Genomic DNA, 15,869 nt, shown 5'->3' on the forward strand with positions numbered 1-15,869 from the left:
CGTCGCGGGGGTCCCGGTCACACGCCTGGGGCTCCCGCCCGTCGGCGGGCGGCCGCTCCAGGTCGTCGGCTGTTCAGGTAGCGGTCGGCGGCGCCGTGCTCTGTCGCACCACGAGCTTGGGAACGACCAGCGGCAGACGCTGCGGCACCGTGTCGTCGATGGCCTGGGTGACGGCCGTGATGGCCCGCCGACCGACCGCGTCGAAATCCTGCTGAATCGTCGTCAACGGCGGGATCAGGAAGGGCGCCTCGGGCACGTCGTCGAATCCGACGACGGAGACGTCGTGTGGCACCCGCCGGCCACGCTCGTGCAACGCGCGCAGTACACCGATGGCCATCTGGTCGTTGGCGGCGAACACCGCAGTGGTTGCGCGCATCGCACCGATCCGCAGCCCGGCGGCGTAGCCGCTGTGCGCCCTCCAGTCCCCCTCGACCGGCTCCGGCGGGCGTAGGCCCGCGGCACTCATCGCCCGACGCCACCCTTCGAGGCGAGCGCGGGCCTCCGCCCAGTTGAGCGGGCCGCTCACATGCACGATCTCTCGATGCCCGAGGTCGAGGAGGTGCTCGGTGGCCATCCGGGCGCCGAGCACCTGGTCGACACCGACTGTCACGCTGGCCCTGGACAGGTCGCCCTCCACGACGACGAAGGGGACACCCGAGCGCGTCATCCGCACCACCTCGAGGGCCTCGTCGTTGCCGGCGATCATCACGACGCCCTCCACGCCGACGCGCATGAGGTGTTCGGTGGCGTCGCTGAGCGCCCGTACCGTCACCTCGGAGAGGCTCACCGAGGTGGCGAAGTAGCCGGCCGCGCGGGCGGCGTCCTCGACGCTGCGATGGATGCTCGTCGGACCGAACAGCGTCCTGGCCGTGCCGATGATGCCGATCATCCCGGACCGTCCGCGCACCAGCGCACGGGCGGCCGTGTTGGGGCGGTAGTCGAGTCGTCGGATGGCCTCGAGGACCCGCTCCCGCGTCTCGCGCCTGATGCTGGGTGCCCCGTTGATGACCCGGGACACCGTCTGGTGTGACACGCCCGCCAGGCGAGCGACGTCGGCCATGACCGGGGGCCGGTCGGCCGCTGTCACAGCGGCCTTTGCGTGAACTCGCACTGGCGGGCCGTCCGTTCTTCCATGGAATCAGTTCCTCGTGGGCCTCGTCCGATCGTGGCCGTCAGTGTGAGTGACGGGGCACCGCGCTGCCGCTGCCCCCGACGAGGAAGTCGAGGTCCGCGCCGCTGTCTGCCTGTAGGACGTGCTCGCTGTAGAGCCGTACCCAACCCCGGTCGGCCACCGGCTGCGGAGGCTGCCAGGCGGTGCGGCGTCGGGCGAGTTCGGCGTCGTCGACCAGGAGGTCCAGCCGGCGCGTCGTAACGTCGACGGAGACCAGGTCGCCGGTGCGTACCAACGCGAGCGGGCCACCCACTGACGCTTCCGGTGCCACGTGCAGGATGCAGGTGCCGTAGCCGGTGCCGCTCATCCGAGCGTCGGAGATCCGCACCATGTCCGTGATGCCGTCGGCGAGCAACCGTCGTGGCATGGGCACGTTGCCCACCTCCGGGAAGCCGGGGTAGCCCCGCGGCCCGGCGTTGCGCACGACGATCACCGTGTCGGGGGTGACCTCGAGGTCCGGGTCGTCGGCGGCGACGACGTACTCCTCGATCCGGTCGAAGACGAGCGCCGGGCCGGTGTGCGTGAGGAGGTGGGCGGAGGCGGCGGAGACCTTCAACACCGCCCCGGACGGCGCGAGCGAGCCGCGCAGCACCACCGTGCCCGAGCCGGCGGGCTGGAACGGCTCCTCCAGGGTGGCGATGACATCCCGGTTCCAGCACTGGGCGCCGTCGACGTTCTCCGCCACGCTCCTGCCGCTGACAGTGATGTGGTCCATGTGCAGCAGCGGGGCGAGCTCCTTCATCACCACCGGAAGGCCGCCGGCGTAGGCGAAGTCCTCCATCAGGTACGTCCCGGACGGCATGAGGTTGACGAGCATGGGCACGTCGGCGGTGAGGGTGTCGAAGTCCTCCAGCGACAGGGGGACGCCGAGGCGTCCGGCGATCGCGAGCAGGTGTACGACGGCATTGGTGGAGCCGCCGATGGCGGCGTTCACCCGGACGGCGTTCTCGAACGCCTGCCTGGTGAGCACCGAGGACAACCGTTGGTCCTGTTCGACCATGGCGACGATCCGGCGTCCGGCGGCGTGCGCGAGCGCGTACCGCCGGGAGTCGACAGCCGGCACGGCGGCCGCCCCCGGCAGCTGCACGCCCAGCGCCTCGGTCACACAGGCCATCGTGGACGCGGTACCCATTGTCATGCAGTGGCCTCGGCTGCGGGACATGCCGACCTCAGCCTCGGAGCAGTCGGCCGCGGTCATCCGGCCGGCCCGCATCTCCTCGGTGAAGCGCCAGACGACGGTGCCGGAGCCGATGTCCTGGCCGCGGAACTTGCCGTTGAGCATGGGGCCGCCGGTCAGCATCAGGGTCGGCAGGTCGACGCTCGCCGCTCCCATCAGCAGGCCGGGGGTGGTCTTGTCGCAGCCGGAGAGCAGGACCACCCCGTCGAGCGGGTTGGCGCGGACCGACTCCTCCAGCTCCATCGCCAGCAGGTTGCGGTAGAGCATGGTCGTGGGTCGCATCAGCGGCTCGCCCAGGCTCATCGCCGGGAACTCCAGCGGCAGGCCCCCGCTCTCCCACACGCCCCGCTTCACCGACTCGGCCAGGTCGCGCAGGTGGGCGTTGCAGGGCGTCAGCTCCGACCAGGTGGTGGCGATGCCGATCACCGGGCGACCGTCGAAGACGTCGTCCGCGAACCCCTGGTTGCGCATCCAGGACCGATGGATGAACCCGTTGCGGCCTTCCGCACCGAACCACTCCCCGCTGCGCAGCGGTCGATTCGTCGTCGACATCAGCACACCTCTCTGTCATCCGTCCGGCCGCGTCCTGCGCGGCGATCAATGCGCCTGTGGTGGATTGGCTGGTGACGTCGGTGCGGCCTACCGGAGACCTCCGACGGAGAGGCCGCCGCGCCAGTGTCGTTGCAGACTGAAGAACGCGATGATCAGCGGGATCACTGACACCAGGGAACCCAGGATGATGAGGCTCCACAGCGAGGTGGTTCCCGCGTTGTTCGCGGACGCGATTCCCTGCCAGAGGCCGAGGCCGACGGTGACCGGGAAGAGCCGGTTGTCGGAGAGCATGGCCAGCGGCAGGAAGTAGTTGTTCCAGGACGCCACGGCCGACAGGAGCAGCACGGTGACCACCGCGGGACGCATCAGCGGAAGAGCGATCTGAAGGAACGTCCGTACCTCTCCCGCGCCGTCGACCCGTGCCGCGTCCAGGAGTTCGTCGGGCACCGCGTCGCGCGCGTACACGTGCATCAGGTAGACGCCGAACGGGTTGAGCAGCGACGGGAGGATCACCGCCCAGACCGTGTTCGTCAGGCCGAGCCGGGAGAACATGATGAAGGTCGGGATGACCAGAGCGGTGGCGGGCACCATCAGCGCGCCGAGCACGATGGCGAAGCTGAAGCGCCGGGCGGCGAACCGGTACTTGGCGAACCCGTAGCCGGCCATGACCGCCAGGACGGTGGCGCCGATTCCGCCGGCGATGGCGTAGAGCGTGGAGTTGAGCATCCACCGCAGGTAGATGCCACCGTCGTAGGTGAAGAGCTGCCGCAGGTTCCCGAGGTAGTCGATCTGGTCGGTGAACCAGAGGGTGTTGCCGCCGCCGAACAGGCCGGGCGCGTCCTTGGAGCTGTTGACGATGACCCACCAGAACGGTACGAGGAAGTAGATCACCAGGAAGCCGAGGAGGATCTGAAGGGGAAGATAGCGCTGCGGTCGGCGGGCGCCGGCGCGAACGCTGGTGTGGTCGGTCATCAGAGGAAGCTCCTCCGCTTGCGGGTGAAGAACAGGAAGGCGTACACGCAGATGAACACGAGCCCGCCGAGGGCGAAGGAGATCGCCGACCCGTAGTTGAAGTTGGCGAGCGAGAACGCCTGTTGGTACGCGTACATGTTCGGGGTGAAGTCCGCGCCGATCGTGCCCGCGGCGAGGTAGCGCAGGATCTGCGGTTCGTTGAAGAACTGCAGGGTGCCGATGAGCGAGAAGACCAGGATGAGGATCAGGGCGGGCGCGATCAGCGGAATCTTGATCCGCGTCGCGATCTGCCACCGCCCGGCGCCGTCCATCCGGGCCGCCTCGTAGAGCGTCGGGTCGACGCCCTGCAACGCCGCGTACAAAATGATCATGTAGTAGCCGGCCCACTGCCAGGTGACGACGTTGAGCAGCCCGTAGAAGATCAGGTCGCTGCTCAGGAAGTCGGGTGCGGTGGCGCCGAACAGCCCGAAGATGTCGGTGAGCGGGCCGAAGCCCCGGCTGTAGAGGAACCCCCACATCACGGCCCCGATCACGGTGGGGATCGCGTACGGCAGAAAGATCATGAGGCGGGAGAAGCGAGCGAACAGGGTGGTCACCGAGTCCAGGATGAGGGCCAGCGCGAGCGCGATGACGATCTGCAGCGGGATCGAGACCAGCGAGAAGCGGATGACGAACCACGCCCCGGACAGGAAGCTCGGGTCGGTGAACGCCTTCACGTAGTTGTCGAAGAGAACGAAGCTGGTGCCGCCGATCAGCTTCTTCTGAAAGAGACTGAGGTACAGCGCGTACCCCAGCGGTGCGATGAGGAACGCCAGGAACACGACCCCGAACGGCCCGACGAAGAGCCACCCCATCAGGTGTTCGCGGAGGTGCACCTTGCCACGGATCTTGCGCGCCTCAGGCTGAGGACGCGGTGCTCGCTTCTCGGTCAGGGATGTCATCTTGGTCTCCGGGACGTGGACGCTGAGGGGGGCGGGTGGGCCGGCCGGCCAGTGCCGGCGCGGCCCACCCGTCCGGTCACTGAACGGTGAAGCCTTGTTCCTTGGCGTACTTCGCCACGTCCTCCTGGAGCCGGTCGGCAGCCTGCGAACCGGTGACGGAGCCCTTGATGATCTCGCTGACCTGTTTGGTCATGGCATCGAGGTAGTACTGACCGAAGGGGGCGTACGCGACACCCTTGTAGGCCTCGGCGGCGGGAAGGTAAACCTCCTTGTTCGCCTGCTGGCCGTTGAAGAACGCCACCTTCAGGTCGGCGAACGCGGGGTCCTTGAGCGCCGTGAGGTTCAGCGGGAAGATGATCTGGTTGGTCCAGCCGTCGGTGAGCGACTCCTTGTCGGCGTAGAGCCCGTAGGCGACCTTCGCGGCCAGCTCCGGCTTCTTCGCCTGCTTGGTCACCGAGAAGGCCGACCCACCCCAGTTGACCTGCACCGGGTTGGCCGGGTCCCACTGCGGCAGCGGCGCCACCGCGAACTTGCCGGTGTCCTGCCCCTTACCGACGCCGGCGCCGGTGAGGTAGCCGGGCGCCCAGGCCGCCGAGATGTACGTCGCGTAGTTGCCGTTGATCACGCCGGAGATGTACTCCGGGGTGAACTGGTCCTGCGTACCGACCAGGCCCTTCTTGGCGAGGCCGCCCCAGTAGTCCAACACGTCCTTGGACGCCTGGTCGTTGAGCTTCACACCGATAGCGTTCGGCTGCGCCGGATCGGAGGTGAAGGGCGTGGCGCCCTTCTGGATCTGGAGCGCCATCAGGACCGCCGGGACGTTCGCGCCGAGGTCCCCGAAGAGCGGACCGCCGGCGTCCTTGACCTTCTGGGCGGCCTGCTCGTACTCGGCCCAGGTCTTCGGCGGGGTGATCTTGTACTTGTCGAAGATGTCCTTCCGGTAGATCATGCCCATCGGGCCACCGTCGACCGGTACGCCGTAGACCGCGTCGCCTACCGACACGTCCTTCCAGGCGCCCTCGCTGTAGTTGGCCTTGACCGCGTCGTAGCCGTACTGCTTGATGTCGACGAGCGCGCCCTGGATCTGGAACGTCGGGATCCGGTCCGCCTCGACCATGATCACGTCAGGTGCGCCGGTGCCCGCCGAGATGGCGGTCTGGAACTTGTCGTACTCGTCGCTGCCCTGGCCGACGTTGGTCCAGCAGACCTGCACGTCGTCGTGCTGCTTGTTGAAGTTGTCGACGACGAGTTGGGTGTTGGGGTACCAGCCCCACATCGTCACGACCGGCACGTTCTGCTTGGTGATGGTGTTCGTGCAATTGCTCGCGTCGCTGCCGCCCTCGTCGGAGGAGCAGGCGACGAGGCCGGTCCCCGCCGCGAGCATGGCTACCGTGGCGAGTATTCGTCTTCTCTTCATTGAGATGGTTCCCTTCGGCGATGGCGGTGCACTGCATCCGTGCGCTGGCGGGCGCCACCGGGGGCAGGAAGCCCTGCTCCCGGTGGCGTCGCCGGCGAAGGCTCCTAGCGCTTGAACAGACGGGGCGCCAGGTCGATGAGGTTCTTCTGCCACACGTCCCAGCCGTGCGGCCCGGGGGTGACCCCGTCGAACTCGTAGCGGATACCGAGGTTGTCCAACGTGGTCAGCGATGCCATGAAGCTCGGGTACACGAAGTCGGTCTGGTCACCGACGTACAGGCGCAGCATCTTGGTGCCGTTGTTGATCGCCGCCACGTCGACGCCGGTGCCGCTGCCGAAACCGGCCGAGAACGCGGCGACGTAGGCGAACTCGCCCGGGTAGGCCCGCAGCACCCCGAACGCCTGCCCGCCGCCCATCGACAGGCCGGCGAGGGCCTGCTGCGACGGATCGCTGGAGATGTGGTAGCGGGCACGGGCCGTCGGAACGATGTTCTGCCGCAACTCGCTGTTGAAGTTCGACGAGTTGCCGTTGCCCATCACGACGACCATCGGCGTGAGGTCGCCGTCGAGGAACTGGTGGTCGAGGATCTGCTTGGCGCGGCCCATCTCGACCCAGTCCGTGTAGTTCTGGCCGCCGCCGTGCTGGAGGTAGAGGACGGGGTACGGCTGCGTCCGGTTCGGGTCGTACCCCGGTGGGGTCCACACCAGCGCGGTGCGGTCCTGGCCGGCCACCGTGCTGGGATAGGTCATGCTCTCGACCTTGCCGCCGCGACCGGCGGGCACGTCCGACAGCAGTCGGGCACCCGGCCCCGGGATGAAGAAGGTGCTCCACATCGGCTCGGTGGTGACAGTCGTCGGGTTGGAGGCGTCCTTGACCGCGACCCGGTCCACGATCAGCCGGTAGTAGTAGAACCAGGGCTTCAGCGGACCCACTGTTGCCCGCCACCGGTCACCGTCGCGCGTCAGTGGCAGTCGCAGCCAACTGCCGCCCGGCGCGACGTTCGCCCAGACCGTGACGTGCTGGGCGTCAGTGAAGTCCGTGGTCGTCTCGAAGGTGACGAACCCGTCCTCACTGATGAAGGGTGTCGGGGTGGTGCCGGCCGGCGGCGGGGCGAACTCCCGCTTGAGCGGCTGGTGACCGGGGCTCGGCCCGTGGTCCGCCACGTGCCGGAACAACCGCGGCACGAAATCGACGAGGTTCTCCTGCCAGGTGGTCCAGGTCGCGCCGCCGTCCGGGTTGACCCCGTCGAACTCGAACCGGACGTCAGCTCGGGTCAACGCCTTCGTCAGCCGGTAGGTGGGGTTGTACGCGGGATCGGTGACGTTGCCGGTGTAGAGGCGGAGCAGCTTGACGCCGCGGTTGATCGCCTTGGCGTCCTTCCGGTCGATCTGCGGGGCCGACGTGCCCGAGAACGAACCGACGTGCCCGAACTGACCCGGCTTGGTGAGCGCTGCCCGCAACGCCTGCGTGCCGCCGTCGGACACACCCGCGATCGCCTGGTGCGCCGGATCGCGAAGGACCCGGTAGGTGTCGGTGACCGCCTTCCGGAGGTCCTTCAACTCCCTGTCGTCCGAGGCGTCGGCGTCGTTGATCACCACCACCATCGGGCTCATGGCACGCGCGGCCGAGAGGTTGTCGAGGATCTGCTTGGATCGGCCGAGGTCGAGCCAGTCGGTGGCGGCCACATCGTCACCCGACTGCAGGAAGAGCGCCGGGTATCCCTTGGAGCCCTTGGCCGCGTAACCCGGTGGCGTCCAGACCAGGGCGGAGCGCTGTGCGTTCCTGGTCCGATAGGTCAGCGTCTCGATCTTCCCGCCGGTGCCGGCTGGCGCGTCGACCAGCCACCGGGCCGAGTCACCCGCGATGAAGAAGGTGCTCAGGAGCGGGTTGGACGCGACACCGGTGCTGTTCGTCGGGTCCTTGATGGTCAAGGTGTCGTCGGCGGTGAGCTGGTAGTTGTACAGCCCGGGCTCCAGCGCGCCGAGAACACCCGACCACACGTCACCCCGGCGGGTCAGACCGAACTCCGCCCAGCTGGCCGACGGGCCGAAGTTTCCCTCGACGACGACCTGCGAGACGGTGCCCAGGTTCTCCTGGACGTACGCCGCGGGAACGGCGAACGTGGCGTAGCGGTCCGCGGAGACGTCCAGCCACGGCGTGTCCGCCGCTGCCGGTTGCGGCGCGAGGAGCACCGCCGCGGTGGCGATGACCCCGGCGGTGAACGCCGCCGAGAGCCGCCGACGTACGCCCAGACGGCGTAAACGCCCGTGATACTGTTCGGTAGCCACACTCCACTCCTTTCACGTGCCGGCAGCGGATGCGACCCGACTGGCCGGCTCAACTCAACGGTGGATCTGCCGTGTGGTGCGTGCACCTCCTTCAGGCCGCTGCCGCGCTCTTCGGCGGTGCTGTCGAGTCGCGCACGACGAGGCTGGTCGGAAGCACGATCTGGCTCGGCTCGTCCCACTCCCCGGTCACCAGTGACTTCAGCATCCGCGCGGCTTCGTACCCGAGCTGATACATCGACTGGTCCACAGTGGTCAGACCCGGCTGGGTCAACGCCGACTCGGGGATGTTGTCGAACCCCACGACGGACAGGTCCCCCGGCACCGAGAACCCCAGCTCCCTGGCGACCTCCAGGACCTTGAGGGCCATCCCGTCGCTCGCCGCGAAGATCGCCGATGGCGGGTCCGGTCGTTGCAGCAGGACGCGCGCCAGCGGAGTCGCCGACTCCGGGTTGAAATCTCCTCGGCCGATCAGTGTCGGGTCGACCGGAACCCCGGCGGTGGTCAGCGCGGCCCGGTAGCCCTCCTCCCGGGACCAGGCCGAGGCCAGGCTGTCCCGGCCGGCGATGAACCCGATGCGTCGATGGCCCAGGCCGAGCAGGTGCTGGACCGCCGTGGTGGCGCCAGCGAAGTTGTCGGAAATCACCGAGGGTGCCGTCGAGCCCCGCACCGGGTCGATGGCCACGACCGGCGTCCGGGTCCGGAAATCACCCCAGGGCGTGACGACGATGCACCCGTCGGTGAGGGTGCCCGACAGTCGGGTCAGGTGGCGCTGCTCCCAACCCTCCGAATACGACCCGTAGAGGTCGCTGTTGGCATAGATGATCAGATCGAAGCCCGATCGGCTCAGCGCCTTCATCACGCCCTTGAGCACTTCCGCCGTGTACGACTGGAAGCTGTGCGCCACGAGACCCAGAACGTTGGTGCGGCTGCGCCGAAGGCTGGTGGCCACCAGACTCGACTCGTAGCCGAGCTGCTCGATGGCGGAGCGCACCTGAGCGACAGTGCGAGCGCTGACGCCGTAATGCCCGTTGACGACGCGCGAGACGGTGGCGGTGGAAACGCCAGCAGCTCGGGCGACATCACTCATTGTTACCGGCGCATTGACTTCAATCATGCCGCTCTCTCTGGACTGCAATCGTTATCGGTTACGTTTCCAGGATGTTGCCAACGTAACTGAGAACGATTACGAACACAAGACCTCTTCGTCCTTGACCGACCGTCGAGAACAAGGTCCTAACCGGACGCCCGCAAGGGCGCGATGACCTTCGGACGCCGTTGCGGATAACGCAATCGGCATCCTCTGCCGGGGGTCGGATTGGGCCCGATTTCCGCGTTGGTGCCACCCGTTGACAACAGGACGGCACGCTCCGTCAAGAACCATTCCCCGTCCCCGGGTGAACGATCACAGTTGCCGAACTTCGACGGCCCCGGTAAAGACCTTCGACGTCGGCCGGTCCGGGTCCGCACTGATGACAAAGGTGCCGGCATGAGTGTGGTCGGCAGCCGAGAAGCCGACGTACACCTCGATCTGCCCGGCCTCCACCGCGTAGGCCATGCTCCGGTCGTAGAAACCGAGCTGGCCGGTGGGGAGCGCGAACCGCACCGCCACCCGCTGGCCGGCGGCGGCCTCGACGCGGGCGAAGGCCTTCAGCTCCAGCACCGGCCGGGTGACAGTGGCCTGTGGGTCGCGGACGTAGAGCTGCACCACCTGCTCCCCCGCCCGGTGTCCGGTGTTGGTGAGCGTGACCTCGACACCGACGGTGTCCCCGGCGCGAACCTCGGCGCTCTCCACCGTGGCGTCCTCGATCACGAACGAGGTGTACCCGAGGCCGTGGCCGAAGACGTACCGCGGGGCGACCGGCGAATCCACGTAGTCGCCGTGCCAGTGTGACCGCCCGCCGGACACCTTGTGGCCGTAGAAGACGGGGATCTGGCCCACGCCGCGGGGGTACGAGATCGGCAGCTTCCCGCTCGGGTCGACCTCACCGAGGAGCACCTCGGCGATCGCCTGCGCCCCGGTCTCCCCCGGCAACCAGGCCATCAGCACCGCGGCGCACTCCTCGTGCAGGAAGTCGCTGCCCACCGGTCGGCCGGCGACGAGCACCGCCACGACGGGCGTGCCGGTGGCGACGACGGCACGGACAAGCGCTTCCTGCACGCCCGGCAGATCCAGACTGGACCGGTCCCGCGACTCGCCAGTGGTGGCCCCGGGCGTCACGCCCGAGCGATCACCCAGGACCAGCACCGCGACGTCGGCCGCCGAGGCGACGGCGACCGCCTCGGCGAACCCCTCGTTCGACGGGTCGAGCACGTCGCAGCCCCGGGCGAAGCGCAGCCGGTCGCCCAGCCGCGCCGCGAGTTCGTCCCGCACCGTGGGCACACCCTCGGTACTCTCGTCGATCTCCAGATCGTCGGGGATCGTCATCATCTCGCCGAGCAGGCCGCGCCGCTTGCGCGCCTGGACCAACGCCTCGATGTGGGCCACGAACGAGTAGTCACCGAGCAGGTGTCGGGCGTCGTCGGCGTTCGGGCCGATGAGAGCGACGGTTCCGACGCCGGCGAGCAGCGGCAGGACGCCGTCATTCTTGAGCAGGACGAGGCTGCGGCGGGCGATCTCCAGCGCCACGTCCCGGTGCCGCTCGGCGTTCGCCGACGTCGAGGCCGCATCCTCGTCGACGTACGGGTTCTCGAAGAGCCCGAGTTCGACCTTGTGCCGAAGGATCCGTGCGACCGCCTCGTCCAGCCGGGCCTGGCTGACCTCGCCGGCGTTCAGGGCGCGGGTGAGGGCGTCCGCGTACGCGTCCGTCGCCGGAAGCTCGACGTCCACGCCCGCGCCGAGGCCCACAGTCGCGGCCTGCTGCTTGTCCTGGGCGAAGTGGTGGTACGAGTGGAGGTCGTTGACGGCGAAGTAGTCGGAGACCACGGTTCCGGTGAAGCCCCACTGCCCACGCAGGACGTCGGCGAGGAGTTCCTGGTTGGCATGGCACGGGACGCCGTCGAGCTCGTGGTAGCCGGCCATCACCGACTGGAGCCCGCCGTCACGGACCGCCGCCTCGAACGGATACAGGTACACCTCGCGCAGCAGACGCGGCGGCAGGTGGGCCGGCGCCCAGTTCAGCCCACCCTCGGACGCCCCGTAGCCGACGAAGTGCTTGGCGGTGGCGAGGACGCCGTCGGCCAGCTCGGCGCCCTGCAGGCCCCTGACGAACGCCACCCCCATCCGGGACACCAGGTACGGGTCCTCGCCGTAGGTCTCCTCCGTCCGGCCCCACCGTGGGTCGCGCACCACGTCCAACACCGGCGAGAGCCCCTGATGACTTCCCATGGCGCGCATCTGTGCGCGAACAACGTCCGCCAGCTGCCGGTTCAGCTCCGGTGCCCAGGTGCTCGCGACGCCGATCGCCTGCGGGAAGATGGTCGCCTCGCGGGCCATGACCCCCGAGCAGACCTCCTCGTGCACGATCGCCGGAATCCCCAGCCGGGTCTCGCTGACCAGGAAGCGCTGGATCGCGTTGGCGGCCCGCGCCACCTGCGCCGCCTTCAGACTGGTCGCGCCCGCGATGCGGGTGACGTGCCCCAGGCCGTGTCGAAGGATCGGCCGGGCCCGCTCGGCCGCGAACCGTCCGCCCTCCAGCAGTGTGAACGCCCACGTGCTGCCCAGTTGCGCGAGCTTCTCCTCGCGGGTCATCCGGGCCAACAGGTCCGACACCCGTTCGTCGACCGGTGCCGTCGCATCCCTGTAGGTCGCTTCGATCTCCGGCTCAACAGTGGTCACCCGGTCACCCCAATCACCGCGACAAGCTGGTCTTTCGGCCGGGGCGGCAGGACCCGCGGGGGGATGCCGGCCAGACATTGGTCCAGGCGTCGTGTTCCCTTACGTAAACGTAATCGGTAACGTTTACATAGATCGAGAACGTAATCGAAGACGATCACGTTGTCCAGAGCTCACAGTGCCTCCACCACCCCTCGGTCCCGGCGCTCGGGCAGTGCTGCCGGCGTCGGACCTGCACGAAGGGAGCCAGCCCTGAACACCCACCTCGACAGCGCGCCGGAGAACGGCGTGAACACGGCCCGCCTGACCCTGGACCCCCGCCGACGCGTCGCGCCGGTGCCACGTCGACTCTTCGGCTCGTTCGTCGAGCACCTGGGTCGCTGCGTCTACACCGGAATCTACGAGCCGGGGCACCCGACGGCCGACGCCGACGGCTTCCGGGGCGACGTCCTCGCGCTGGTGCGTGAGTTGGGCGTCACCACGGTCCGCTATCCCGGCGGCAACTTCGTCTCCTCCTACCGCTGGGAGGACGGCGTAGGCCCGGTCGACAAACGACCGGCGAGGCTCGACCTCGCCTGGCACAGCCTGGAGACCAACGCGTTCGGGCTCGACGAGTTCATGCGGTGGGTCGGCAAGGCCGAGGTGGATCCGATCATGGCGGTCAACCTGGGCACCCGTGGCACCGCCGAGGCCGTCGACCTGCTCGAGTACGCCAATCACCGCGGCGGGAGCCACCTCGCCGACCAGCGCCGCGACAACGGCGCCGTCGATCCGTACGGAATCAAGCTGTGGTGCCTGGGAAACGAGATGGACGGCCCGTGGCAGGTGGGCCAGCGCAGCGCGACCGAGTACGGGCGGCTGGCGGCGCAGACCGCGAAGGCCATGCGCCGCTTCGATCCCGATCTCGAACTCGTCGCCTGCGGCTCCTCACACCTCGGTATGCCGACCTTCGGCAGCTGGGAGCGTGACGTGCTGACCGAGGCGTACGACGACGTGGACCTGATCTCGCTGCACGCGTACTACCAGCCGGTCGACGACGACCTGGCCAGCTTCCTCGCCTCGGCCGAGGACATGGACAGGTACATCGACGCCGTCACCGCCATCGCCGACTCGGTCGGAGCGATCCGTCGGTCCACCAAGAAGATCATGATCGCGTTCGACGAGTGGAACGTCTGGTACCAGTCCGCCGCCCCGTCCACGCCGCCGAGCGGCGAGGACTGGCCGGTCGCACCGCCGCTGCTGGAGGACCACTACAGCGTGGCCGACGCGGTCGTCGTCGGCGGCCTGCTCATCAGCCTGCTGCGGCACAGCGACCGGGTGAGCGCGGCGTGCCAGGCCCAACTGGTAAACGTCATCGCACCGATCATGACCGAGACGGGCGGCTCGGCCTGGCGGCAGACCATCTTCCACCCCTTCGCCCGCACCGCCCGGCACGCTCAGGGCACGGTGCTGGACGTGCTGCGCGAGGGCAGCACGACGACCACCGACCGCTACGGTGAGATCAACGCGGTCGACGCGGTCTCCACCTGGGACGACACCACCGGGGAGATGACCGTCTTCCTCGTCAACCGCGTCCTCGACACCCCGGCCGAGGTGACCATCGACGTCGCCGGCGCGCAGGTCAGCGACATCATCGAGTGCGTCACCGTCGGCGGCACCGACCTGCACGCCAAGAACACGGCCGACGGTCCGGACCACGCCGCGCCGCGCCCCAACGACACGGCACGCGGCGCCGACGCCAGCGTCCAGCTGACTCTTCCGCCGGCGTCCTGGACCATGCTGCGCCTGCGTGCCGCCGACACGACCCCGTGATCGGCTGACGAACGGTCCCGGACATGCCCCGGCCGCGCACACCCTGGCAATCACCAGGGGTGCGCGGCCGGGGGCTTCCCCACCACAGGGAGTACGGGATCCAGCCTGTTGTTACCGGGCGTCGACGGGATCGCTGTCAGAGTCGTTGAAGAGCTTGTCGCCCCGGTAGCGGGCGACCACCGGCGCGTTCAGCTCACCACTGACGGTCTTCTTCAGCCGGGCGACGCCGTGGCGCACCGGGGCCGACCCGAGGTGCCTGTCACCCGCGTAGAAGTCGACAGTCGTGGGTGAACGCTTGACGTCCTCTCTGCCCTGGAGGGCGGAGATTCCGGTCTGCTACGCCCCCGAAGGGGCAAGCTCTCGGCGGGTTACCGCTTCGCCGCGCGGTGCCGGCACGGGTGCCGGTCTTACCTGCGCTCCACGGTCGTTGAGGTCCGCCCGTCCGGCGGCCCTGATGTTCTTGGCGGCGTTCACGTCTCGGTCGTGCAGGCTGCCGCATGGGCAGCCCCACGTCCGGACGTTGAGCGCCATCTTATCGTTGATCCGGCCGCAGTCCGAGCACATGCGCGTCGACGGAAAGAACCGACCTACCCGAGCGAAGGTGCGCCCGCGCCGGGCGGCCTTGTACTCCAGCATGGCCGCGAACTGCGACCACCCAGCGTCGTGCACCGACTTCGCCAACCGTGTCCGGGCGAGACCAGCCACGCACAGGTCCTCGACGAACACCGCTTGGTTGTCGCGGATGATCTGCGTCGAAAGCTTGTGCTGCCAGTCCCGCCGGGTGTCGGCCACCTTCGCGTGCGCGCGGGCGACCTTCCGGACAGCCTTCTTGCGGTTGTTGCTGCCCCGCTGCTTGCGGGACAAGCCCTGCTGCAACCGGCGCAGCTTGCGGGCTGCACGGCGCAGGAACTTCGGCGCGCTCACCTTCGTCCCGTCGGACATCACTGCGAAGTGCGTCAACCCCAGGTCGATGCCGACCTCCGAGTCCAGCTCGGGCAACGGCTGGTCGGCGGTCTGCACCACGAACGAGGCGAAGTGCCGACCGGCGGCGTCCCGGACCACCGTCACCGACGTCGGCGCAGCCGGCAGCTCCCGCGACCAACGGACTTCCAGATCGCCGATCTTCGGCAGCCGCAGTCGACCGTTGTCGAGGATCTTGAACCGGGCGTTGGCGGTGAACCGGACGGCCTGCCGGCTGTCCTTGCGGGACCGGAACCGGGGAGCGGCGACCTTGCGACCCTTGCGCATGCCCGACAGCGAGGCGAAGAAGGCGCGGTACGCAGTGTTCAGGTCAGCGAGGGCCTGCTGCAACACCACCGATGACACCTCACCCAGCCACGCACGCTCCGGGGTCAACTTGGCCACGGTAACCCGCTTGGACAACTCGGCGTCCGTCGGATACGGCAGGCCAGCCTCGTGTGCTTCCTGTCGCACGCGCAGCCCGTCGTTGAACACCACCCGCGCGCACCCGAACGCCTTCGCCAGCGCCTCACGCTGGGCGGCGTCCGGGTAGAGCCGGTAGTTGCACCGAAGCTGCACGCATCGATTCTAGCGTTGGTCTATGGCTGATCTCGGAGACGTCCGCACTGGTAGACGGTCGGGCGCAGGAGCGCGGGGGGTGCGGCCGAGGCGGGCGGGGCGGTGACGGCGGCGAGCAACGCGAGCATCAGCCGGCGCGTCGGTGCCGGCATCAGGGGACGGGGAGGTGCGACGGGCATGTTCCTGCTCCCTCTTCGGCGTGTGGGTCAGACCGCACCGAGCGGCCGA

Annotated in this window: 12 protein-coding genes; 1 reads left to right on the forward strand and 11 read right to left on the reverse strand. The window is 68.7% G+C overall.

The window, feature by feature from the left end; genetic code table 11:
- Nucleotides 1-73: 73 nt before the first annotated feature.
- From KBX08_RS05755 to KBX08_RS05790, 8 genes are all read right to left on the reverse strand, one after another.
- A complete protein-coding gene (locus KBX08_RS05755) occupies nt 74-1,060 on the reverse strand; it encodes a LacI family DNA-binding transcriptional regulator (protein ID WP_210781547.1) in 987 nt (328 codons plus the stop codon).
- A 112-nt stretch (nt 1,061-1,172) separates the two neighbouring features.
- Nucleotides 1,173-2,900, reverse strand: a complete 1,728-nt coding sequence (locus KBX08_RS05760) for an IlvD/Edd family dehydratase (RefSeq protein WP_210781497.1) — start codon at nt 2,898-2,900, stop codon at nt 1,173-1,175.
- Between the two features lie 87 nt (nt 2,901-2,987).
- Complete coding sequence (locus KBX08_RS05765; protein WP_210781498.1) at nt 2,988-3,872, reverse strand: carbohydrate ABC transporter permease; 885 nt, start codon at nt 3,870-3,872, stop codon at nt 2,988-2,990.
- Nucleotides 3,872-4,813: a carbohydrate ABC transporter permease gene (locus tag KBX08_RS05770; RefSeq protein ID WP_210781499.1), complete on the reverse strand. Its 942-nt coding sequence runs from the start codon at nt 4,811-4,813 to the stop codon at nt 3,872-3,874. Before KBX08_RS05770 ends, KBX08_RS05765 begins: the two co-directional genes overlap by 1 nt.
- 76 nt (nt 4,814-4,889) lie before the next feature.
- Entirely contained in the window at nt 4,890-6,230 is a 1,341-nt protein-coding gene (locus tag KBX08_RS05775; RefSeq protein ID WP_210781500.1) for an ABC transporter substrate-binding protein, read from the reverse strand.
- 104 nt (nt 6,231-6,334) lie between these two features.
- Entirely contained in the window at nt 6,335-8,518 is a 2,184-nt protein-coding gene (locus KBX08_RS05780; protein ID WP_210781501.1) for an esterase family protein, read from the reverse strand.
- Nucleotides 8,519-8,609: 91 nt separating this feature from the next.
- Complete coding sequence (locus KBX08_RS05785) at nt 8,610-9,632, reverse strand: LacI family DNA-binding transcriptional regulator (protein WP_210781502.1); 1,023 nt, start codon at nt 9,630-9,632, stop codon at nt 8,610-8,612.
- 288 nt (nt 9,633-9,920) lie between these two features.
- Nucleotides 9,921-12,293, reverse strand: coding sequence for a glycoside hydrolase family 3 N-terminal domain-containing protein (locus KBX08_RS05790; RefSeq protein ID WP_210781503.1), 2,373 nt, complete (start codon nt 12,291-12,293; stop codon nt 9,921-9,923).
- 285 nt (nt 12,294-12,578) lie between these two features.
- Between KBX08_RS05790 and KBX08_RS05795 the strand changes: the two genes are divergently transcribed.
- Nucleotides 12,579-14,102, forward strand: a complete 1,524-nt coding sequence (locus KBX08_RS05795) for an alpha-N-arabinofuranosidase (RefSeq protein ID WP_210781504.1) — start codon at nt 12,579-12,581, stop codon at nt 14,100-14,102.
- 111 nt (nt 14,103-14,213) lie between these two features.
- Here the strand turns inward: KBX08_RS05795 and KBX08_RS34365 are convergent, their stop codons facing one another.
- The 3 genes from KBX08_RS34365 to KBX08_RS05805 all read right to left on the reverse strand — a co-directional run bounded on the left by KBX08_RS34365 (nt 14,214) and on the right by KBX08_RS05805 (nt 15,820).
- Entirely contained in the window at nt 14,214-14,339 is a 126-nt protein-coding gene (locus KBX08_RS34365) for a hypothetical protein (RefSeq protein WP_255750828.1), read from the reverse strand.
- Nucleotides 14,340-14,438: 99 nt separating this feature from the next.
- Nucleotides 14,439-15,641: an RNA-guided endonuclease TnpB family protein gene (locus KBX08_RS05800; RefSeq protein WP_210781505.1), complete on the reverse strand. Its 1,203-nt coding sequence runs from the start codon at nt 15,639-15,641 to the stop codon at nt 14,439-14,441.
- 20 nt (nt 15,642-15,661) lie between these two features.
- On the reverse strand, nt 15,662-15,820 hold the full coding sequence (locus tag KBX08_RS05805; protein WP_210781506.1) for a hypothetical protein: 159 nt from the start codon (nt 15,818-15,820) through the stop codon (nt 15,662-15,664).
- Nucleotides 15,821-15,869: the final 49 nt, after the last annotated feature.

The sequence above is a fragment of the Micromonospora sp. H61 genome (genome assembly GCF_018070325.1).
GTDB lineage: Bacteria > Actinomycetota > Actinomycetes > Mycobacteriales > Micromonosporaceae > Micromonospora > Micromonospora salmantinae.